The 22,081-nt window shown below is 69.4% G+C and carries 18 protein-coding genes, 1 tRNA gene and 2 pseudogenes; 12 read left to right on the forward strand and 9 right to left on the reverse strand.

All coding sequences use genetic code 11. The features are described 5' to 3' along the window. Positions 1–218: 218 nt before the first annotated feature. From BLV39_RS43800 to BLV39_RS37295, 3 genes and pseudogenes are all read left to right on the forward strand, one after another. Positions 219–485, forward strand: a pseudogene (locus BLV39_RS43800) (ATP-binding cassette domain-containing protein); the annotation flags it as partial. A 302-nt stretch (positions 486–787) separates the two neighbouring features. Continuing rightward, positions 788–1,120, forward strand: coding sequence for an antibiotic biosynthesis monooxygenase (locus BLV39_RS37290; protein WP_090803079.1), 333 nt, complete (start codon positions 788–790; stop codon positions 1,118–1,120). 536 nt (positions 1,121–1,656) lie between these two features. After that, positions 1,657–2,223, forward strand: a complete 567-nt coding sequence (locus tag BLV39_RS37295; RefSeq protein ID WP_090803082.1) for a hypothetical protein — start codon at positions 1,657–1,659, stop codon at positions 2,221–2,223. A gap of 443 nt (positions 2,224–2,666) precedes the next feature. Here the strand turns inward: BLV39_RS37295 and BLV39_RS37300 are convergent, their stop codons facing one another. Then, on the reverse strand, positions 2,667–3,092 hold the full coding sequence (locus tag BLV39_RS37300) for a cupin domain-containing protein (RefSeq protein WP_090803084.1): 426 nt from the start codon (positions 3,090–3,092) through the stop codon (positions 2,667–2,669). 310 nt (positions 3,093–3,402) lie between these two features. After that, positions 3,403–3,476 (reverse strand) — tRNA-Pro (locus tag BLV39_RS37305). Between the two features lie 105 nt (positions 3,477–3,581). Here BLV39_RS37305 and BLV39_RS37310 point away from each other — a divergent pair. Next, positions 3,582–4,478, forward strand: a complete 897-nt coding sequence (locus BLV39_RS37310; RefSeq protein WP_090804018.1) for a PLP-dependent cysteine synthase family protein — start codon at positions 3,582–3,584, stop codon at positions 4,476–4,478. Here BLV39_RS37310 and BLV39_RS37315 read toward each other — a convergent pair. Beyond that, positions 4,447–5,724 carry a serine hydrolase gene (locus BLV39_RS37315; protein ID WP_090803088.1) on the reverse strand — a complete coding sequence of 426 codons (1,278 nt, stop codon included), beginning with the start codon at positions 5,722–5,724 and terminating at the stop codon, positions 4,447–4,449. The genes BLV39_RS37310 and BLV39_RS37315 overlap by 32 nt on opposite strands. Positions 5,725–5,812: 88 nt before the next feature. Continuing rightward, complete coding sequence (locus tag BLV39_RS37320) at positions 5,813–7,015, reverse strand: acyltransferase family protein (RefSeq protein ID WP_090803090.1); 1,203 nt, start codon at positions 7,013–7,015, stop codon at positions 5,813–5,815. Positions 7,016–7,399: 384 nt separating this feature from the next. Here BLV39_RS37320 and rho point away from each other — a divergent pair. Next, a pseudogene (rho, locus tag BLV39_RS37325) lies at positions 7,400–8,563 on the forward strand (transcription termination factor Rho); the annotation flags it as partial. Here the strand turns inward: rho and BLV39_RS37330 are convergent. Together BLV39_RS37330 and BLV39_RS43375 are read right to left on the reverse strand one after the other, a co-directional pair. Beyond that, a complete protein-coding gene (locus BLV39_RS37330) occupies positions 8,498–9,613 on the reverse strand; it encodes an FAD-dependent oxidoreductase (RefSeq protein WP_239084017.1) in 1,116 nt (371 codons plus the stop codon). The pseudogene rho and the gene BLV39_RS37330 sit on opposite strands and share 66 nt — an antisense overlap. Before the next feature lie 53 nt (positions 9,614–9,666). Next, on the reverse strand, positions 9,667–9,957 hold the full coding sequence (locus BLV39_RS43375; RefSeq protein WP_176985281.1) for a hypothetical protein: 291 nt from the start codon (positions 9,955–9,957) through the stop codon (positions 9,667–9,669). A 64-nt stretch (positions 9,958–10,021) separates the two neighbouring features. Here BLV39_RS43375 and BLV39_RS37335 point away from each other — a divergent pair, with 64 nt between their 5' ends. Continuing rightward, positions 10,022–11,485, forward strand: a complete 1,464-nt coding sequence (locus BLV39_RS37335; protein ID WP_176985282.1) for a vWA domain-containing protein — start codon at positions 10,022–10,024, stop codon at positions 11,483–11,485. A gap of 90 nt (positions 11,486–11,575) precedes the next feature. Here the strand turns inward: BLV39_RS37335 and BLV39_RS37340 are convergent, their stop codons facing one another. Then, complete coding sequence (locus BLV39_RS37340; protein WP_204082956.1) at positions 11,576–12,637, reverse strand: Gfo/Idh/MocA family protein; 1,062 nt, start codon at positions 12,635–12,637, stop codon at positions 11,576–11,578. A 54-nt stretch (positions 12,638–12,691) separates the two neighbouring features. Here BLV39_RS37340 and lpdA point away from each other — a divergent pair, with 54 nt between their 5' ends. From lpdA to BLV39_RS43380, 5 genes are all read left to right on the forward strand, one after another. After that, positions 12,692–14,080 (forward strand): dihydrolipoyl dehydrogenase, encoded by a 1,389-nt coding sequence (lpdA, locus tag BLV39_RS37345; protein WP_090803104.1) that lies wholly within the window; start codon positions 12,692–12,694, stop codon positions 14,078–14,080. 93 nt (positions 14,081–14,173) lie between these two features. Next, entirely contained in the window at positions 14,174–17,164 is a 2,991-nt protein-coding gene (gene pulA / locus BLV39_RS37350) for a pullulanase-type alpha-1,6-glucosidase (protein ID WP_204082957.1), read from the forward strand. Positions 17,165–17,247: 83 nt separating this feature from the next. Continuing rightward, positions 17,248–17,547, forward strand: coding sequence for a hypothetical protein (locus BLV39_RS37355; RefSeq protein WP_204082958.1), 300 nt, complete (start codon positions 17,248–17,250; stop codon positions 17,545–17,547). Between the two features lie 232 nt (positions 17,548–17,779). Beyond that, positions 17,780–19,111: an MFS transporter gene (locus BLV39_RS37360; protein ID WP_090803109.1), complete on the forward strand. Its 1,332-nt coding sequence runs from the start codon at positions 17,780–17,782 to the stop codon at positions 19,109–19,111. Further along, the gene (locus BLV39_RS43380) at positions 19,108–19,275 is read left to right on the forward strand and encodes a hypothetical protein (protein ID WP_176985283.1); all 168 of its coding nucleotides are present in this window, start codon (positions 19,108–19,110) and stop codon (positions 19,273–19,275) included. Before BLV39_RS37360 ends, BLV39_RS43380 begins: the two co-directional genes overlap by 4 nt. Before the next feature lie 20 nt (positions 19,276–19,295). Here BLV39_RS43380 and BLV39_RS37365 read toward each other — a convergent pair whose 3' ends face one another. Together BLV39_RS37365 and mdlC are read right to left on the reverse strand one after the other, a co-directional pair. Then, positions 19,296–19,700, reverse strand: a complete 405-nt coding sequence (locus BLV39_RS37365; protein WP_090803111.1) for a tautomerase family protein — start codon at positions 19,698–19,700, stop codon at positions 19,296–19,298. Positions 19,701–19,769: 69 nt separating this feature from the next. After that, complete coding sequence (mdlC, locus tag BLV39_RS37370) at positions 19,770–21,389, reverse strand: benzoylformate decarboxylase (RefSeq protein WP_090803114.1); 1,620 nt, start codon at positions 21,387–21,389, stop codon at positions 19,770–19,772. A gap of 422 nt (positions 21,390–21,811) precedes the next feature. On the opposite strand from mdlC, the gene BLV39_RS43805 reads away from it, so the two are divergent. Continuing rightward, complete coding sequence (locus BLV39_RS43805; protein ID WP_204082959.1) at positions 21,812–22,060, forward strand: cupin domain-containing protein; 249 nt, start codon at positions 21,812–21,814, stop codon at positions 22,058–22,060. Positions 22,061–22,081 lie beyond the last annotated feature (21 nt).

A 22,081-nucleotide genomic window follows, 5' to 3' on the forward strand; every position in this document is an offset into this window, starting at 1 on the left:
GTCAGCGGTCGGCCGGTTCGGGCCGTGTTTGGCTTGGCACGGCCGAGCGCGCGGGCCCGGCCTTTACGGTGAGCCAGGTTTCCCGACCGGTTTGACCCTGACAATTGGACCCTGAGCTGCGCAAACTCGGTTCGGATACGGCCGCGTCTGGTCCACCAAGAGGGTGCCGCCGTCCCCAGCCGGGGGCTTTCGTGGTGGCGTCGCGTCCGCTCTTGGGCATCTTCGCCCTGCTCGGCTCCAACGGGGCGGGGGAAGACCACGGTAGTGAAGACCCTGTCCACGCTGCTAGGCCGACGCCGGGACGGCCCGGTCAACGGTTTCGATGTCGCGGCGTAGGCCGCTGACGTACGCGAGCCAATCAGTCTGACCGGGCAGTTCGCGGCGGTGGAAGAGATCCTCAGCGGGGACCAGAACCTCATCCTGATCGCCAAGCTGAGGCACCGCAAATCCGGGCGATCGCGGATGACCTGTTGCGGTGCTTCGCGCCGCCTCTTCATCGGAATCCTCAATGGAGCTACGCTCCGCCGCAGGAAGCGAGGCGGCCTGCCAGTTTGGGTTTGGCGCGCCGCAGGTAATCCCAGAAGATCCCAAACAGATGATCGGCATTTTGGGCAAGATCGTGATCGAACAACGGGTTGCTCACGAGGACCGGACCAAGAACAGCCGATGATCATCTAGCCGGAGCTGTCGCGGATCATCAGCCGAGCCTGGTCGGCTTCTTCGCCGCGCGGCGCATGATGCGATGGTTGTGGTTTGGATGTGGCGCCGTTCAAAGAGAGGGTGAGAGATGATCTGTCGGATCTGGCGGGGCTGGACCACGCCCGAAAACGCCGACGCCTACGAGTCCGTCGTCCGGGGCCAAGTGATTCCGGGCATCGAGGCGCGGACGCTGCCCGGTTTCCGGCATATTGACCTGATGCGCCGTGACCTCAATGGTGAGGTCGAGTTCCTCACGGCCATGTGGTTCGACGATGTCGCATCCATCCGGGGCTTCACCGGCGACGACTACGAAGTGAGCCACGTGCCGGAAGCCGCCCGCGCCGTACTGTCGCGCTTCGACGAGCGTGCCGCCCATTACAGCGTTCTAGAGGATCGGCCGCAGCCAGGTCCCGAGGGCTGACGTGACCGGGGCAGGTCGCCACCGTACGGTCTCGGCGCGGGAGTCTCCGACCGGCCTCGGGTTTCGACCCGCACCCGCGCGATCTGGCGGAGCGCCGCGCGGCGGCGCCGGCCGAGGTGTGGGCGTTGCCGAGAACGCCGCGGGCTTCCCGGCTGGAAAGGTTGGTCGTCTTTGTCGGCGAACGGGGCCAGGAAGGCGAGGTAGTAGTCGCGGGAGCAGCGATCCGAGCATCCAACGCCGCACCAGTCGAGATTCCGGTCCGTGCCCGGCACAGCGAGGAACTCGGCCGACTCGACCACTAGCCAGAAACTGGGCGATGCTGGCGATGATCAACCCGTCGGTGTCGTCTGACGTAGGGTGATGTCCGTGCGCGTCCGTGGCTGTCGCGAAGGGGCAATACGACCATGGGAGATCGGCCGAGGCAGCAGCCGCCGGTTAGAAAGCCGCCATCCCTCGACAGCCTCGAAGTCACCGGGACCCCGCCGCATGCGCAGTTCTTGGCGAGCGAGCACTGGAGCTTGCTAGCCACCCGCAGCATGACCTGGAACGAGATCTTCAGCCGGACCGGCACCTATCTGACCGTTCTCTCGGCCGCCGTCATCGCACTCTCGCTGGTGGCGAACGCGACCGGTGGCTTCGGGCAGGACTTCCGGACGTTCGCGCTGCTGGTACTCCCCGTTGTCCTGCTCGTCGGCGTGGGAACGTACTTCCGCCTGATCGAGGCCGATATCGAGGACGCCTGGCTGGTGATCGGCATGAACCGGCTACGGCACGCCTACATTGAGCTAGCACCGGAGCTGGATCCTTACTTTGTCGCAAGCCATCACGACGACGAATCGGGCATGCTGCAGACGTATAGCTTCCGCAGTCGGGTCGGCCTGACCCACTGGCTCTCGGGATCGCCGGTCATCGTGGGCATCATCGACGCCGTCGTCACCGGCGTGCTGACTGCGGTCGTCTGTCAGGCCGTGGGCGCCGGGGCTGTCCTGCGCACCATCGCCGGCGTCCTCGCCGCCCTCGCGGCCGCGGTCTTGCTCGGCACTATGGGCTATCGAAAGGTCCGCCAGGTAAGACGCGACTACCGCCCGCGTTTCCCGAGTTGACCGCCCAGCCACGGTCTGCGCGAGATCCACACCGGGCCCTGCCGAGCCGATCAGGAGAATTCCGGTTAGCGGCTCGATGCGGGCACGTACTCGGGGCGGCGCAGGGATTGCGCCGACCCGGTCGACGAGCACGACGTGTCCGCTGAACCAGGCCAGATAGAGCAGGGGGAAGATCGCGGACAGCTGGTCCGGATCGGCGGTCGATTCGCGCGGCGAGGGGAGGCCCTCACCGCGCATCTTTCAGCTAGCCGGTCCCCAATGATCCCCTGCGGGGCATCGCATGCGAGCGTTGGCCATCGGGGACTGCCCGTGCCGCGAGATCAGTTTGCCGTCTCAGCCGACGGCGGCCTTCCCGTCGCGATCGTCGAAGGGAGGGGTTCCGACACAGGGCATATCGGCACGCTGGGCCTTCTGCGCACAGACGGGTGAGGCTCGGCCGGGTGTCAGGTTCGCGTTGCAGGGCGTGAAGGCCAACCCGCAGGAGCCGAAGGGTCCGCCGAGCTGACCCGGCCGGGTCGTTTGGCCGCGAGCTCCTCGTCATCGACGTATGTGATCATCTCGACGCCGGGGGGACAGAACATGGTCACGACGAACCGGCTCCAGCTGTCCGCGAGCAAGTTCGAGACCGTGTAGTGGATGACATCGCCACCTGGTTCCCAGAATGCCTCTCCGGCCTTGACCGGATAGGGCGCCCCGCCTTCGAGCTCGAACAGCATCTCCCCTTCGAGCATGAAGCCGAAGACGGGTCCGGAGTGCCGGTGCGGAGCGATGCCGGGGTCCCCTGGCGGCAGGTCGAGGTGTCGGACCATCGCCAACGAACCCTCCGGGATGGACGGCGGCTCGACCTCCAACAGGTCCCTCTGTGTCATGTGGGACTCGACAACAGGCATACGACCAGGCTAGCTCTGTGTGGCCGCGCTGGTAGGGCGCTCGCTCTTGCCGGGGTCGATGCAGCCTTGCCGTCTCGGCTTGTGGATGTCACCAAAGCCGCCCGGCGGAGGCGGCGGGTGCGCCGACCGTGTCGCTGGCCGGTTCTTGCGTCCGGCTGCCAGCGTGATGACCGGCTCTTCGCCAGACCGTGGTCAAAGTTGGTCGCTGCCGTCGTGTGACCGGAACCGATAGTCACTCAGGGACGAAGAGAGGGCATATCCATCGATCAGATATGCCCTCTGAGCTGTGTCGGGACGGCGGGATTCGAACCCACGACCCCTTGACCCCCAGTCAAGTGCGCTACCAAGCTGCGCCACGTCCCGTTGCCTCGCGGGGTGTTGCGTCCCGCATGGCAGCCGCTACAGAGTAGCGCACAGGGGGGCCCGGTGTTCCGCGTGGTCTGTGGTGTCGAGAGGCTGGAGGGGTCGATGGGCGGTTTGGGGGCGATCGGGAACACTCCGTTGGTCGCGTTGGAGCTTGGCGGCGGGCCCGGGGAGGTCTGGGTCAAGGTTGAGGCGGCCAATCCGACCGGGTCGTACAAGGACCGGATGGCGCTCGCGATGATCGAGGCCGCTGAGCGGGACGGGCGCCTGCAACCCGGGCAGACCGTCGTCGAGTACACCGGCGGCAGCACTGGCTCCTCGCTTGCCTTTGTCTGTGCCGTCAAGGGCTACCCGCTCAAGATCGTGTCCTCCGACGCCTTCGCCACCGAGAAGATCAGGACTATGCGGGCCTTCGGGGCCGAGGTTGAGCTCATCCACAGCCCGGGTGGGATCACCCCGCAGCTCATCCCGGCCATGGTCGCGCGGGCCGCGGAGATCGCCGCCGAGACCGGGGCCTTCTGGACCGATCAGTTCAACAACACCGACATGACCGACGGCTACCGCAGGATGGGGGAGGAGATCCTCGAGCAGGTCGACACCCTCGACGCCTTCTGCTCGTACGTGGGCACTGCCGGCGCCTTCCTCGGCGCTAGTCGGGCGCTCAGACAAAAGCTGCCCAAACTCAAGCGAGTCGCCGTCGAGCCCGGCGAGTCGGCCGTGCTCTCCGGCAAGCCGGCGGGGACCCACCACATCGAGGGTGGCGGCATCGGCTACTGGCCGCCCCAGCTAAGCCCGGCAGACTTCGACGAGGTGATCGCCATCCCCGACGCCGAGGCGTTCGCGACCGCGAGGAAAGCGGCCAGACAACACGGCATCTTCAGCGGCCCGTCCACCGGCGCCAACCTCGCCGCGGCCCTTCAAATAGCAGCCAAGGACCAGCGAGTGGTCACCATCCAGGTAGACAGTGGACTCAAATACCTGTCCGGACCGCTCTACGCCTGAACACGACGACCAGCACCAGGCCGGAGAACACCAACAGCGCGCCAGCCAAAGACAACGAGACCACCGGTGAACCGGTGATAGGCAACCCACCAACGGGCGGCGGCGACTCGATGTAGTCGTACACCGCCCGCGCCAACTCCCGCACCGTCGATGCACCGAGCTCCTCGGGACCAGCGGTCAGGAACGCGACCGCGATCTCCGTACCCGGGATCAGGTAGTAGCCCACGTCGTGCGACACGTCGACCAGTTCCCCGGTCTTGTGCGCGACCGGCACCCCCGAGGGCAGCGCCGCCGGGATCTTGCCGTTGAGGGTCTGCTCCAGCATGAAGCTCAACAGCAGGTCCCGGTTGACCTGGCGCAGGACGTTCCCGGACCAGACCGCGCCCAGCAGGGAGATGACGTCGTCCGGTGACGTGAAGTTCTCCGGCGGCGCCGGCGCGAGCATCTTGCGCGCCAGCACCGTCTGCGTCTGGTTCATCGAGTCCGCCAGGGCGTTGACCGGCCCGAACCCACCGAGGTAGTCGATCAGCACGTTGGTGGCTGTGTTGTCGCTGTACTTGATCGTGTACTGGGCCAGCCGAAACAGTGTCACGTTCTGCGGGAACGTCTCGTGCTGGAGCTCGCCGGTTCCTCCGACGACATCGGTCGGCAAGACCAGAACCGTGTCCGTGTACGCGGCCTGCCCGCAGTCGATGCGGCGCATGAGCTCGGTGATCACCCACAGCTTGATGAGGCTGGCGGCCTTCGGCCGGAAGCGCCCGGCCACCGAGATCTGCTGCTCGCCGTAGCGGCCGGACAGGTCGCGGACCGATACGCCTGCGGTCACCGGCGCCGCGTCCACGATCGCCTGCAGCTTCGCGCCCAGGGGGCGCAGCCGGCGACCGAGTGAAGGCGAAACGGGCGGCTGCGGGCTGGTCACCGTCGGACCGCTGAGGTGCCGCCGGCCAATCTCCAGAAAGCCGGTCGAGCGCCCGACCAACGGCACCCGGAAGCGATAAGCCGTCCCCTCGTACGTGATCCGCCCGCTCGCGAAACCGCCACCGACCCGCATCGTCGGGTTGTACAGCCGCCCGGTGTCGACCGAGCACGACCGGTACCGAACAGTGCGCGTGGCGGCGTCGACCGAGAAGATCCCGTCGCCGGCGGGCATCCAAACAAGGGGAGCGGAAGCGGCAAACGAAGGCGACGCCGGCAGTGGCGCGACCAGGGCGACCAGCACCATCAGCGCCGCGTACCAACGCGCCATTCCGACCCCCGAGAAAGCAGCGACGCAACGTGTCAACAAGAACACGAAGAGTAGTCGAGGGTCGGGCCGGCACGCCGCAGGAACAGGATCAATAAACCAGGACGAGGTACGCCGTGAAGGCCGCCACGGCCGCGACCGCGAAGGCCCGGTGTCGCGCCGTGACCACCGCCGCCGGCCGCTCGAACCGGCGCACCAGCACGACGAGCAGCCCGAGCGCCAGGGCCAGCACCGGGAACCAACTGAGCCGCTCCGCCACCCAAGCTCCGGAGGACGGCGCGTCGGTCAGCCCGTCGAACGAGCCCAGCCGTGCCGCGCCGGCGGACACCGCGACCAGCGCCGTCTGGTGCCAGCAGAAGATGGTCATCGCGCACAGGTTGAGCACCGCGACGACGGTCCACAGCGCGTTGTGCCGGTGGAGGAGCCGGTCGAAGCGCTCCCGGAGCAGGATCGCCGCACCCGACTGCACGGCCGCCAGCGCCGGCACCAGCAGCGACGGCGGGTTGGAGTTCGAGCGGCCCGCGCCGGGCACGGTCACCATGCTGGCCGGATACCGCAGAACGACCACCAGAGTCGCGAACAGCGCGGCTCCGCCGAGCAGCAGGCGCCACGCGGTGGTCCGGGTGATGCCGCCGCGGGCCCACGCCACGCCGAGCTGATAGGTGAACATCCACGCGGGTACGACGGTGAGGTACCCGGCCCAGTCCGGCACGAGGTGCAGCCCGTAGCGCGCCACGTCGGCGACGGCGACCATGCCGGCCAGCGGCAGCGCGGCCGCCCAGCCCCAGCGCCGGTCCAGCCACATCGCCACCGGGGTGAGCGCCGTCACCACCGCGTAGATGCCGATGAACCAGAACGGCTGCACCAGCAGCACCGCCCAGGTGCGCAGCGTCGTGGGCGCCGCGCCGGCCAGCGCGGCGAGCGGCAGGGCGGCCGTGACCAGCGCGACCGCGGCCAACACCGGCCACGCCAGGCGCAGGAATCGCCGCCTCAGCCAGGCCCGGTCGGTGCCTCCGCCCGCCCGCCACCGGGTCAGCGAAGCGCCCGCCGCGTAGCCGCCGACGAGAAAGAACACGCCGAGCATCTGGAGCAGCCAGGTCATGGGCGCGAGCCAGGCGGCGGCGCGCAGAGGGCTGTCGACGACGAGCCCGCCGGCGGTGCCCGGGCTGAGCCCGCCGACCAACCAATGTCCACACACGACACCGAGGATCGCCAGTGCCCGCAGGCCGTCTATGGCCCGTTCGCGATGAAAAACGGCGGGGGCGACCGGGGTGAGGGATACCGTCGCGGTCATGCTCTCGACGCTAGGTCCGACGGCGACGGGACTCGATCCAGCGGCCAACCGGATCCGAGGTGGTGACAACCCCACCCGTAAGGGGATTTCCGGAGGTGCTTGCGGTGTGTAGTGGGGGCGCGCTACCGTTCAGCCAGGCGAAGACGATCCGTCCTCAGCCGTCGCGCTGTTGTCGCAGCGCGAAGTCTACCGGTCACCCCCGTGGATGTGCGCAGCTTTCCTGCTGCCCCCCGGGAGGCCGTTCGTGATCGAGGCAGTTCGCCCGATCCATCTCGACCGCTCCCGGCGCGCCCAAAGAACACGCCGGGAACGACTACTTCCCATGAGGAGACGCGCGTGCGCGCTACCCCCAATGCTCCACAAGAGACGCCCGCTGGAGCGGATCCCGTCGACGGGATCGTCGACCAGCGCGGCGACCAGTACTTCCTGCGGACCCAGGGCTACGCGCCCGGCCCGCAGGACGCCTATCTCCCTCCGCCGCTGGTCCGCCGGCTCGGCCTGCGCCCCGGCGACCGGATCGTCGGCACCCTGCGCGCCGGTGAGGGCCAGGCCAAGAAGGCCGGCGGCCGCCAGCCGCAGAACAGGTCGCAGAGCAAGCCGCAGGGCAACCGCCCCCGCCCGGTCGAGACCGTCGACACGATCAACGGCCGCGACCCGGAGCAGATCCGCCGGCGCCCTGACTTCTACGACCTGACTCCGGTGCACCCGCACGAGCGGCTCCGTCTGGAGACCGACCCGCGGCTGCTCACCACCCGGGTGATCGACCTCGTCATGCCGATCGGCAAGGGGCAGCGGGCGCTGATCGTGTCGCCGCCCAAGGCCGGTAAGACCATCGTGCTCAAGGCGGTCGCCCAGTCGGTCCTGCGCAACAACCCCGAGTGCCACGTGATGGTGCTGCTGATCGACGAGCGGCCCGAAGAGGTCACCGACCTGCAGCGCTCCGTCAAGGCCGAGGTCATCGCCTCGCCGTTCGACCGGCCGGCCCAGGACCACACCGCGGTCGCCGAGCTCGCCATCGAGCGGGCCAAGCGGCTCGTGGAGCTCGGCCGCGACGTCGTCATCGTGATGGACTCGCTGACCCGGCTCGGCCGCGCCTACAACAACACGGCCGGCGGCAACAGCCGTACCCTCTCCGGCGGTGTCGGCGCCTCCGCTCTCGCCCCGCCCAAGCGGCTGCTCGGCGCGGCCCGGGCCATCGACGGTGGCGGCTCGCTGACCATCATCGCGAGCGCGCTGATCGACACCGGCTCGCGCGGCGACACGCTGATCTACGAGGAGTTCAAGGGCACCGGCAACGCCGAGCTGACCCTCGACCGGGCCAGCGCCGACGGGCGGATCTTCCCGGCCGTCGACCTCAACCAGTCGGGTACGCGCAACGAGCACCTGCTGATGCCCCCGGACGAGCTGGCCGCCGTCCACCTGCTGCGCCGCGCGCTCGCCGGACGGGAGACCGTGCAGGCCCTACCGCAACTGCTCGAGCAGCTAGCCCGGACCGGCAGCAACGCCGAGTTCCTGCACCGCACCGCCGGCCACGCCCGCGTCGCCTGAGCCCGGCGCCGCCAGCAACACTCGCAACTCGCGTACCGCCGCCCGCCCCGCGCGGTTCGCCCCGACCGTGCTCGCCGACGGCCCGTAGCCGACCAGATGGATCCGGGGATCGGCGACCACCCGGGTCCCGTCCATGACGACGCCGCCACCCTCGCCGCGCAGTCGCAGCGGCGCCAGGTGGTCCAGGGCCGCCCGCCAGCCGGTGGCCCACAGAATCACGTCGGCGGCCTGCCGGGTGCCGTCGGCCCAGACCACGCCGTCGGGTTCGATGCGCTCGAACATCGGCCGGCGGACCAGCACCCCGCGCTCGGCGGCGGCCGCGTACTGCGGCGTCCAGGGCAGGTCGGTGACGCTGACCACGCTGCGCGGCGGCAGCCCCTCCTTGACCCGGGCCTCGACCTTGGCGATCACGGCCCGGCCGTACTCCTGGTCGAAGGGTCCCTCGCGGAACACCGGCGGCCGGCGGGTGACCCAGGTGGTGTCCGCGGCGACCTCGGCGACCTCCAGCAAGGTCTGCACGGCCGACGTGCCGCCGCCGACGATCACGACGCGCTGGCCGGCGAACGCGTCCGGGCCGGGGTAGTCGGCGGTGTGTAGCTGCCGGCCGCCGAACGTCTCCTGGCCCGGGTAGACGGGCCAGAACGGCCGGGTCCAGGTGCCGGTGGCGTTGACCAGCGCCCGCGTACGCCAGACGCCGTGATCGGACTCGACCAGCAGCCGTCCGTCGTCGCCGGGGCGGACCGCGGAGACCTTGACCGGCCGCCGCACGTCGAGCGAGAACCGCCGCTCGAAGGCGGCGAAGTAGGCGGGCACCGCGTCGGCGGCACGCTCGTCCGGCGCCGGCGGGTCGAAACGCATCCCGGGCAGGTCGAAGATCCCGTGCACGGTCGCCATCCGCAGGCTCGGCCAGCGGTGCTGCCACGCGCCGCCGGGACCCGGGTTGGCGTCCAGCACGACACTGCTCAGCCCCGAGCCCCGCAGGTGGTAGGCGGCGGAAAGCCCCGCCTGCCCGGCCCCGATCACCACGACGTCGACATCCCGCACGATCACGACAACGCCGCATGCCGCCCGACGCATCCCGGACGGGGCGGATCTCACACCGGCTAGAGGCGTTCCGCGCAGACGAAGGTGTAGTCGCTGGTCGAGGACGACAGCAGCGGACCGACCGTGAACGAGATGTGCCGGCCGTCCTCGGGGCACTTGGTCTGGCTAGGGGTGGGCCGGCTCAGCCGGCGGCGACGAGTATCGATGCGGTTCGCCTCACGCGCCGCACGGTACCAATGCCGGGCAATGGTCTCGGCGCGGACGCGTATCGGTCTCGGTGGCGACTCGCGGAGGTTACGGAAGGACACGCTGCGATCACGGTTGTCGCGCTTCGGCAACGGCTCGGCCACGACGGGAGCGCTGGGCCGACGACGTCTGTCCAATGAAGAGGACATGACGAGCGGGGAGGAACAGATGAAGCGCACGATGGTACGCCTCGCGGCGGTGCCAGTGGTGGCCCTGCTGGCGTTGACCGGCTGCGGCGGTGACCTGGGTGGCAGCTCGACCGGCCGCGAGGCCTCGGCACCGAACTACTCGCAGGAGGAGGACGGGAGCGGCGACCGCAATCCACTCGACGATCCACAGTCGACGTTCGCGGTGGACGTCGACACCGCCTCCTACGGCTATGCCCGGCGGGTGATCCAGGACGGCAACCTGCCCGACCCGACGATGGTCCGGCCGGAGGAGTTCGTCAACTCGTTCGACCAGGACTACCCGGAGCCCCGCGGTGACGGCTTCGCGGTCTTCGCCGACGGCACCCGTCCGCCCGCGGCCCACCGCGCCGAGGGCGACGTGCGCATCATGCGGGTCGGGCTGCAGACCCGCTCGGAGTCCGAGTTCCGCCGCCCGGACGCCTCGCTGACCTTCGTCGTCGACGTCTCCGGCTCGATGGCCGAGCCCGGCCGGCTCGACCTGGTCCGCGACGCCCTGCACACGCTGGTCGACCAGCTCCGCCCCACCGACTCGGTGGCCATCGTCTCGTTCAGCGACAAGGCGAAGGTCCTGCGCGAGATGACCCGGGTGTCGGAGAAGGCCGACCTGCGCAAGGCGATCGACCGCCTGCGCCCCGACGGGAGCACCAACCTCGGCGCCGGGCTCAAGCTCGGCTACCGGGTCGCCCGTGACGGGTTCCGGGAAGGCACTTCCAACCGGGTGATCGTGCTCTCCGACGGGCTGGCCAACTCCGGCGACACCGAGGCCGACTCGATTCTGCGCCGGGTCCGCGAGGAGGCCGCCAAGGAGATCGCGCTGCTCGGTGTGGGTGTCGGCAGCGACTACGGCGACGCGCTGATGGAGCGCCTCGCCGACGGCGGCGACGGGTTCGCCGTCTACGTCAGCGAGCCGGAGCAGGCCCGCGACGTCTTCGTCAACCGGCTGCCGGCGACCCTGGAGGTGCGCGCGCTCGACGCCAAGGTCCAGGTGACCTTCGACTCCCGGGCGGTCAAGGACTACCGGCTGATCGGCTACGAGAACCGCGCGGTGGCCGACGAGGACTTCCGCAACGACAAGGTCGACGGCGGCGAGGTCGGTCCCGGGCACAGCGTGACCGCGCTCTACGAGGTGCGCCTGACCGCCGAGGACCTCGGCGCCGAGGTGGCCACCGTCCGGGTGCGCTGGCTCGACCCGGGCAACCGCAGCCCGGCCGAGGCGTCCCACCGCGTCACCGTGGCCGACCTCGACCGCGGCTTCGAGGAGGCGGCGCCCCGGCTGACCGTCGACTACGTGGCCGCCTATCTAGCCGAGACCCTGCGCGGCGGCGAGCAGTCGATCCCGATCACGGACCTGCGCCGGATCGCCGACCGGGCCGCCGACCGCGCGGCCGACCCGGCGGTGGGCGAGCTCGCCGAACTGGTGGCCCGCGCCGAGGAACTCCGTTAGGGCCGCGTCCTGACCGTCGCCGGGCTGGGACGGGCGCCGACCAGGCGCCGGTCCGCACCTCGGACCGGCATGAGCGAGCTCGCCACTCCGCTAGAACGTGTCGAACGGCTCCGGGCGCACGCAGGTCGTGCGCACCGGTAGTCGTTCGCCGCGCTCGGCGGCGGCGTGGATGGTCTCCATCGTGTCGAGCACGTGCAGGGCCAGCGTCGCGGACGCCCGGTGGTCGCGGCCGGCCTCGATGGCCGCGACCATCTCGGCGACACCGAGGCCTCGGGAGTTTTCCGACCAGGGCGTGCGTAGCGGCTCCTCCCGCCACTCGGTGTCGCCCTTGCCGCGGGACAGCACCGGCCCGCCGAAGTTGTTGGGGTCGTGCACGACCAGCGTGCCGTCGCTGCCGTAGAGCTCGATGCCGTGCGGGACGGTCGAGGCGGGCACGTCGAAGCTGAACACGGCGGTGACGGTCGCGCCGCCCTCGAACTCGAGCACCGCGCTGACGTGCGTCGGCACCTCGACCGGGATCTCCCGGCCCTGCGGGGTGCGCCGGGTCGGCGAGCCGGAGGTGGCCACGGCGCTGGCGGCGGCCACCGGGCCGAGCAGGTTGACCAGCGCGGTCAGGTAGTAGGGACCCATGTCGAACAGCGGCCCGCCGCCGCGCTGGTAGTAGAAGTCGGGCTCGGGGTGCCAGTGCTCGTGGCCGGGGGAGAGCATGTGCACCGCGCCGGCGCGTGGGGTGCCGATGGCGCCCTCGTCGAGCAGGGCGCGGGCGGTCTGTAGGCCGGCCCCTAGGAAGGTGTCGGGCGCGCTGCCGACCCGCACGTTGTGCTGGGCCGCCTCGACCAGCAGCTCGCGGCCGTCATCGGTGGTGAGGGCCAGCGGCTTCTCGGCGTAGACGTGCTTGCCCGCCCGGACGGCGGCCAGGCCGACCGCCACGTGGGCCGCCGGGATGGTGAGGTTGACCACAAGGTCGACCGAGTCGTCGACCAGGAGGTCGTCGACGCTGCCGGCGGACGGGATGCCGTGCTGGGCCGCAGCCTCCTTGGCCCGCCCGACGTCGAGGTCCGCGCAGCGTACAACCTCGGTCTGGGGCAGTTGGGGCAGGTTTTGGAAGTAAATCCCGCTGATCTTGCCGCACCCGATCACACCGATACGCATGCGGCGGATGCTAGTCGCGGGCACCGACACTTCGGGAGTCCTAGGCTTGCGGGTATGACTGAGCATTTCGATCTCGTCGTTCTCGGCGCGGGCCCGGGCGGCTACACCGCCGCGGTCCGTGGCGCCCAACTCGGCCTGCGGACCGCGGTCGTCGAGGAGCGCTACTGGGGCGGCGTGTGTCTCAACGTGGGCTGCATCCCCTCGAAGGCGCTGCTGCGCAACGCGGAGCTCAACCACATCTTCACGAACGAGCGCAAGACGTTCGGCATCAACGTGACAGGTGAGGTGACCTTCGACTACGGCGCCGCGTTCACGCGCAGCCGCAAGGTCGCCGACGGGCGGGTGCGCGGCGTGCACTACCTGATGAAGAAGAACGGCATCACCGAGATCAACGGGCGGGGCACGTTCGTCGACGCCCACACGCTGGCCATCGGCGACCAGACCGTGACGTTCGACAACTGCATCATCGCGACCGGCGCCTCGACCCGACTGATCCCCGGCACCTCGCTGTCCGACCGGGTCGTCACGTACGAGGAGCAGATCCTGAGCTCTGAGCTGCCGTCGTCGATCGTGATCGCGGGCGCCGGTGCGATCGGGGTCGAGTTCGCGTACGTGCTGCACAACTACGGCGTCAAGGTCACGATCGTCGAGTTCCTCGACCGGATGCTGCCGCTGGAGGACGAGGAGGTCTCGGCGGAGCTGCTCAAGCGCTACAAGCGCCTCGGCGTCGAGGTGCTGGTGTCGACCAAGGTCGAGTCGGTGTCCGAGTCCGAGTCCGGTGTGCAGGTGACCGTGTCGAACACCGAGGGGCAGAGCCGCGTCATCGAGGCCGACAAGCTGCTTCAGGCGATCGGCTTCCAGCCCAATGTCACCGGGTACGGGCTGGAGAGCACCGGTGTGTCGCTCACCGATCGTGGGGCGATCGCGGTCGACGGGCGTGGGCGTACCAACGTGTCCGGCATCTATGCCATCGGTGACGTGACCGCCAAGCTGATGCTCGCGCACGCCGCCGAGAGCATGGGCGTCATCGCCGCCGAGACGATCGCGAACGCGGAGACCATGGAGCTCGACTTCGTGATGATCCCGCGGGCGACGTTCTGCCAGCCGCAGGTGGCCAGCTTCGGCTACACGGAGGCGCAGGCCCTGGCAGCGGGGTACGACGTGCAGGTCGCGAAGTTCCCCTTCACCGCCAACGGCAAGTCGAACGGGCTCGGTGACACGGTCGGGTTCGTCAAGATCCTCTCGGATTCGAAATACGGCGAGCTGCTGGGTGCCCATCTGATCGGGCCTGAGGTGACCGAGTTGCTGCCGGAGCTGACGTTGGCCCAGCAGTGGGATCTGAGCGTGCACGAGGTGGGGCGCAACGTGCACTCGCACCCGACCCTGAGCGAGGCGGTCAAGGAGGCCATCCACGGTCTCGCGGGGCACATGATCAATATGTGAGGCGGTTTCGCGCGACTCGCCGGTAGTGGGTTGACGCAGCGTCGCCGGACGACTCCAATGCGAGGAGCTTCGATGCTTCTTGGGGAGGGTCCGATGCGTCCACGCTGGCGGGTCGCGGTTGTCGCTGTGTTCGGTTTGGTGGCGTCTTTGGGCGGCGCCCCGGCCTTCGCTGATCACACGCCGCTGCCGACGCAGGTGACGCTGGTCGGGTCGCTCCAGTCCGAGTTGGGCTGTCCCGGCGACTGGCAGCCGGAGTGTGCGCAGTCCGGGCTGGCTCCGGTCGCCGGGTCGCCGGGGCTGTTCCGTGCCTCTTTTGTGGTGCCCGCGGGCGCGTTCGAATACAAAGTTGCTTTGAACGGCTCGTGGGACGAGAACTACGGCGCCGGTGGGGCACCTGGTGGGGCAAACATTCCGCTGACCGCGCCGGGTGGCCTGCTCACCTTCACCTATGACCACGCGACGCACCGGATCGTCGACGACGCGCCTCGCGCTCTGGGCGCCGAGTCTGCGGCGCACTGGGTTTCGCGGGGGCTGATCGCCTGGCAGCCGCCGGCTTCGGCGGTGCGCTTCGCGCTCTACGCCGCGCGGTCGGGCGGGATGTCCGTGGTCGACGGCGCGGTGGTCGGTGGTTCCGCTTATCCATTGGGGATACGCGCGGCGGGGTTGCCTGATGGCGTACGGCGGGACTTTCCCCACCTGGCATCCATGCACGCGCTGACGGTCCCGTCCTCGGTGCCGGCCTCCACGGTCCTGACCGGGCAGCTCGCCGTTGCCGGGTTCGACGCTGCCGGGGCCTTGGTCGACGCGACCGGAGTGCAGATTCCCGGCGTGCTCGACGATCTCTACGCCGGCGCGGCGCGGCGGACTCTTGGGGTGTCGTGGTCGGCGCGCGGGGTGCCGTCGTTCGCGTTGTGGGCGCCGACGGCGCAGTCGGTCTCCCTGCTGGTCGATGGTGTCGCGGCGCCTGTTCCGATGCGGCGGGACCGTGACGGGGTGTGGTCCGTTGCGGGTTCCCGCTCCTGGAGTGGGTTGTCCTACCTCTACTCGGTGCGGGTGTTCGCCCCGACGACCGGGCGCGTCGAGACCAACGAGGTGACCGATCCGTACTCGGTGGCGCTGACCGCCGACTCGACCCGGTCAGTGCTGGCGTCGCTGTCCGACCCGTCGTTGACGCCTGCGGGCTGGAGCCGCCTGCGCAAGCCCGCTCTTGCCGCGCCGCAGGTCTACGAGTTGCACGTGCGGGACTTCTCCATCGGCGACTCGACGGTGCCCGCCGCCCACCGGGGCACCTATGCGGCGTTCACCGACCGGTCCAGTGCGGGGATGCGGCATCTGCGGTCGCTGTCCTCGGCCGGGGTGAGCTATCTGCACCTGCTGCCGGTGTTCGACTTCGCGACGGTGCCGGAGCCGCGTTCCTCCCAGCAGGTGCCGGGTTGTGATCTGGCCGCGCTGCCGTCTTCGTCCGAGCAGCAACAGGAGTGCGTCGAGCCGGTGCGGCCGACCGACGGGTTCAACTGGGGCTATGACCCGTGGCACTACACGACGCCCGAGGGCTCCTACGCGGTCGACCCGGCCGGCGCAGCGCGTACCCGCGAGTTCCGTTCGATGGTCGCCGGCATCAACGGCGCCGGGCTGCGGGTCGTGATGGACGTGGTCTACAACCACACCACCGCGTCCGGCCAGGCGCCCAAGTCGGTGCTGGACCGGATCGTGCCGGGCTACTACCAGCGACTCACCCTCACCGGTCAGCAGGAGACGTCGACCTGCTGCGCCAACACGGCGACCGAGCACCGGATGATGGAAAAGCTGATGGTCGACTCGCTGGTCACCTGGGCCCGCGACTACAAGGTCGACGGCTTCCGCTTCGACCTGATGGGCCACCACTCCAAGGCCAACATGCTCGCGGTTCGCCACGCCCTGGACCGCCTGTCGCTGGCCCGAGACGGCGTCGACGGCCGGTCGATCCTGCTCTACGGCGAGGGCTGGAACTTCGGCGAGGTGGCCAACGACGCCCGCTTCGTGCAGGCGACCCAGGCCAACATGGCCGGCACAGGCATCGCCACGTTCTCGGACCGTTTGCGGGACGCGGTCCGCGGCGGTGGGCCTTTCGACGAAAACCCGCGGTTGCAGGGCTTCGGCTCGGGCCTGTTCACGGACCCCAACGGCGACCCGGTCAACGGCAGCGCTGACGCGCAGCTCTCGCGTTTGTTGCTTTCCCAGGACCAGATCAAGGTGGGCCTGGCCGGCAACCTCCGCTCCTACCGCTTCGAGTCTCGCACCGGCGCGGTGATCACGGGCGCTGAGGTCGACTACAACGGCCAACCGGCGGGCTATGCGGCGTCACCGGCCGACACAGTGACCTATGTGGACGCCCACGACAACGAGACGCTCTTCGACAACCTGCAGTACAAGCTGCCCCAGTCCCTGCCGATGGCCGACCGGGTCAGGATGAACACGCTGTCGCTGGCCACGACCACCCTGTCGCAGGGAGTCGGCTTCTGGCACGCGGGCACCGACCTGCTGCGCTCGAAGTCCCTGGACCGTAACTCTTACGACTCAGGCGACTGGTTCAACCGCATCGACTGGTCGGGCTCGTCGTCGACGTGGGGCTCGGGCCTACCCCCACGCGGCGACAACGAGGCCAAGTGGCCCTACATGCGCCCGCTGCTGTCAGACCCGGCCCTGAAACCAATGCCTGCTGATATCGCCGCGGCCGCCACGGGATCCGCCGACTTCCTACGGATCGCGGGTTCGTCACCCCTGTTCGCACTACCGTCGGCCACCGAGATCCAGCGACGGGTGACCTTCCCGCTAGGCGGCCCATCCCAGACCCCGGGCGTGATCGTCATGGTCCTGGACGACACGACCGGAAAGGACATCGACCGCCGCTGGGAGCGGCTGGTAGTGGTCTTCAACGCGTCCCCGACGGCCACGACGCAGACGGTCACGGGCGTCGCGGGCCGCTCCTACGCGCTGCACCCGGTGCAAGCAAACGGAAGCGATGCGGTGGTCAAAACGGCCCGCTACAACGGCGGCGGCGCCTTCACGGTGCCGCCGCGGTCGGTGGCGGTGTTCGTGTCGTAGGTCAAGACGGCCCGCTACAACGGCGGCGGCGCCTTTACCGTGCTGCCGCGGTCGGTGGCGGTTCGTGTCGTAGCCTCAGCTCCGTGCCCGCACCACCGCCGCTGCTACGCGCGACCTGGCCCACGTTCGCGGCGGAGCTCGCCGCCGCCCTCGACGAGCCTGGGCTGAAAGACCAGGTCGACCGACTGCGCGTGGTCGAGGAATGCGGCTGCGGTGACGACTTCTGCCGGAGCTTCCACACGGCCCCGAAACCCACCGGCCCGTACAGCGCAGGCCACCGCAACCTGGAACTTCCCGCACCGTGGCCGGGCTACCTCATCCTCGACGTGGTCGACGACGAGATCGTCTTCGTCGAGGTCCTCTACCGGTCGCCGCTGAACTGACATCGACCCCAGCTTTGCCCCGCCACCCGGTGGTAGGACGACGACGCCGACGGGGCTGGCGCCCCTGGTTACCTGGGGCTGCGTCTGCGGCGACGCCGATGGAGCTGACGAGCGACCTCGCCCCCGCGGCGTCTGCTACGGCGCCGGCGGCGGACTCAGCTCGCCCGGCGTTTGTCGCTGGTGGCGGATAACTCGGTCGCGAAATGTCGTACCCCCTCGTCAAGATGACCCCATGTTCCGCGACGTCCTGCCCCAACGACCCGAGGCCCGGCGGTTGCTGGCCGCCACCTTCTTCTCCGCCACCGGGCGGGGCTTGACGCTGCCGTTCATGTACATCTACCTGACCGACGTGCGCCACCTGCCGTCCGGCACCGCGGGCCTGGTCATCGGCTGGATGGCGGTGTGCGCGCTGGCCATCGGGGCACTCGGCGGCTGGGCGGTCGACCGCTACGGCGCGCGCCGCGTCGTGCTTCCCATGCTCCTGGTCGAGGCGGTCGGCGTGGGCAGCGTCGGCTTCGCGCACACCGCATGGCAGGCTCTCGCGTCGGTCACCCTGGTCGGCGCGGGCGGCGGCGTGATCTGGGCGGCCAACACGACGATCCTGTCGTCGGTCACCGACGGCCTGGAGCGGCAGAAGACCTTCGGCCTGAGCTTCGCCCTGCTCAACCTGGGCATCGGTGCGGGCACGGTGATCGCCGGCTCGATCGTCGACTCCAGCCGCCCCGGCACGTTCCAACTTGTCTACCTGATCGACGCGTCGCTCTACCTGGTCCCGTTCGTCAACCTGTTGACCATGCCCGGCGTCGGCCGCCGACTAGCCCCCGACGGCAGCGGCGCCGCGCCGACGCGACAGCGCCAGCCCGGCTACCGAGAGGTCTTCGCGCATCGCGGCTTCCGCCGGCTGCTGCTGTTCAGCATCGTGCTCACGATCAGCGGCTACGCCCAGCTCGAAGTCGGTTTCACTGCCTTCTCGGTCAACGTGGCCCAGGTGACCCCGCAGGTCGTCGCCTACGCCTTCACGGCCAACACCCTGGTCATCGTCCTGGCCCAACTGTTCGTCGTGCGCCTGATCCAGGGCCGCAGCCGCACCCGCCTGCTGTCCGTGGTCGGGGTCATCATGGCCGCCTCGTGGCTGATCCTCGCCGTGGCGGGCGTGACAGACAATCGCAACACGGCGATCGCGATCGTGGCGGTCATCGCGTGCGCGGCGGTCTTCGCCTTCGGCGAGACGCTGCTGTCCCCAATCAGCCCGACGCTGCTCAACTCGCTGGCGACCGACGAACTACGCGGCCGCTTCAACGCCCTCGGCGCGATGGTCTGGGGCATCAGCGGCATCGTCGGCCCGATCACCGCGGCCCCGCTGATCGGCGGCGGTCACAGCTCGGTCTGGCTCGGCCTGACCGTCGCGGGCTGTCTGATCTCGGCCGTATTGGCGGCCTCCCTACGCAAGGTCATCACCGCGGAACAAGACGGGCGCGTCCCATCGGCAGCGCCGGATGAGCCTGGCGGGGCGGCGCCGACAGAGAACGAAGCACCGGCCACGCCGGCCACCGCGGGTCGGTGAGCAGCAGGAAGAACATGGCGGTGTCGTCGGACCCGCGGGGAGGGACGGGTGTTGCCGCCCTCGCTGCGGGTCCGATCGACGGCTCGTCGGCCCGCCGGCCGACCCCCGACCGCGAGGCGGCGCGGCAGCCCGCCGCCGCGGGTGACGACGACACCGTCAGCTAGCTCGCTGCGGGCTGTACCTCTTATGCCGGGTGTTGCCGCCGTTGCCAGTTGGCTTCGTCGCCCGGCTCCGGCAGCACGCTGCCATGCTCGACCGCTGACCGGGCCGGGCTGTCGTCGATGACAACCAGCACTTGTTTCTCGCTCTTGTGGGTGATCGTCGCCGCCGCCTTGGACACCTCCAACGCCAGCCGGGTCACGTCTGGCTGGGGATGTCCACGTCGTGCCCACCCGCTGATCAGGACCGGTGTTCCCGGCTCCGAGCCTACGTAGACGTTGTCGGTGGGTAGCTCGGTGAAGACCACGTTGACGTAGTCCGGTGGAACGTGGTTGATGGCCGAGTGAATCTTGCTGATCTCCGCCGCGAGCGAGGCCTTGGCGTCGTTCGTCAGCGTGCCCTCGGCGGTTGTGCAGGTGTAGATGGGCATTCGTCGTCTCCGGATCACTGGACCGGTCGGTGCCCGGAGGCCGGAGCGGACCGGCCTCCGGGCTAAGGCTCAGAGAGTCGTCTTCTGCGGCTGGGTCCGCACCACGATGACCGTGGGACCGTCCGCGGCCAGCGCCGTCCGGAACTCCTGCTCGAGTTCGGCGATCGTCTCGACCTCGGCGGCCCCGCATCCCAGACCGTGGGCCTCGGCGGCGATGTCCAGGTCTGGCAGGTCCATTCCCGGCACGCCGGGCGTGTGTTCCAGCTCGGCGAACGACTTGAGAATCGAGTACTCGCCGTTGCGCATGGCGACGAACACGATCGGCAGGTTGTGCTGGGCGGCGGTCCACAGGCTCTGGATGGAGTAGTGGAAAGAGCCGTCTCCGATCAGCCCGATCACGGGACGGTCGTCGCCGCTGTCGCGCAGCCCCAGGGCGACGCCGACCGTGGCCGGCAGGCCCCAGCCGATGCCGCCGCTGGGCGTGCCGTAGTACGACTCCGGCTCGATGGTCGGCAGCCACTCCGCGTGTTGGGCCATCGTCGAGGTGGACTCGTTGAGGATGACGGCGTGCGGCGGCCGCAAACGGCTCAGTGCCGCGTACACCTCGTCCGGGGTCAGCGGGCTGCTCTCCTTCGCGGGCAGCTTGTGCGGCCATGACAGCGTGGCCGGTGGCGTGCGGTCACTTCCGTCCGCCACGAGCTCGGTGAGCGACTCCATCGTCATCCGGGCGTCGCCCAGCAGGCTGTCACCGACCCGCGCCGCGCCCGCCTGCATCGGGTCGTGCGTGATCTGCAGGAGATCCGTGCCGTGCGGCAGGATGTCGCCCGCCACGAACGGGTAGTACCGGAACACCTCGGCCCCGACGACCACGACCAGGTCATGGCCGGCAAGGCGGCCGCTGATCTCCGCGTACGACATTCCGACCGGCCCTTGATAGAGCCTGTGGTCCTCGGGGAACGAGCCGCGGTCGGAGAGCGGTGCACTGAAAACGGCGGCGTTCAGCTTCTCCGCCAACGCCACCGCGGCCTGCCAGCCGTGTGCGCGGTCCACGTCCGGGCCGATGATCAGTGCCGGGTGCTGGCTCGCGCTGATCCGGTCGGCGAAGTGCCGCAGCCGCGCCGGATCGGGTGCGAAGGTGCTGCTGACCGAGCGACGGATGGCCGGGCCCTCCAGCGGGCGGTCCCAGTCGTCGAGCGGGATGGAGAGGTAGACCGGCCCAGCCGGCGGTTGCAGCGCCATCGCGTAGGCGCGCATGAACGCCTCGGGCACGTCCTCGGCGCGGGCCGGCTCGTACGACCACTTCACCCACGGGCGCGGCATGTTGGTGGCGTCCGGATTGCTGAGGTACGGATCGCCGATCACCATCTCGCGGTGTTGCTGCCCACTCGTGACGATCAGGGGAGTGTGGCCCTTGTTCGCGGCCACCATGTTGCCCATGCTGTTGCCGAGCCCGGCGACCGAATGCAGGTTGACCAGGGCCGGTCGCCCGGTCGACTGGGCGAACCCGTCAGCGATCCCGATCGCCGACGCCTCCTGGAGCGCCAGCACGTAGGTGAAGTCGTCCGGGAAGTCGCTCAGGAAAGTCTGCTCGGTGGACCCTGGGTTGCCGAAAACCGTTGTCAGGCCGAGCGACCTGAGCAGATCGTACGTGACATTGTGGACAGTGGTCTTGACGTGGTTGTCGCCCATCTTGGGAGATCAGCTCCCTCGCTATCGCGTGGACGCGACACTCCCCAGAGGGTCGTCGTGAAGATTCGGACGACCGGCCGATGCGGCGTGCCGTCCGGCGCACCGCCCACGAACCGGACACGTTTAAAGCAAAAATGGTAACGGCCAGGCCGCACCTGATGTCGCCGATTCAGCGAACTCCCGCAGCGCACCTCGATAACGTCGGCTGCAGCGAGTGCCTTACGTTGGGGAGGAGGCCGAGCCGTGAGCGCACTGAATCCCGCTCAGACAATGATCACCCTCCCCGAGAACGTCGCCTGGCAGACATCCAAGGACGCTCCCGACAGGTCGGTGGAGATGGCGACGCTCGCGGGAGGGGAGAAGGAAACCGGTCCATACCTCGTACTCATGAGGTGGTACCCGGGATACATGAGCGCCCCCACATGTACCGCACCGACCGACTCTGCGTGGTCGTCTCAGGCACCTGGTGGTGCAACAGCGGCGACGACTTCGACCCTGGGAGCGCGGTCCCCGTGCCCGCCGGCGGCTTCGTCCGCCGAGTCGCCGGAACACCCCACTACGACGGCGTCCTCGCCGACGCCAGTCAACCGGCGGTCATCGCGATCTCCGGGTTGGGACCGGTCGACCAGACGTGGATCGACCCGACCCAATCATGGTGGCGCCGAACGTAGGCGCCGCGCCAGACGTTAGGG

Source organism: Asanoa ishikariensis (genome assembly GCF_900107455.1).
In the GTDB taxonomy this organism is placed as follows: domain Bacteria; phylum Actinomycetota; class Actinomycetes; order Mycobacteriales; family Micromonosporaceae; genus Asanoa; species Asanoa ishikariensis.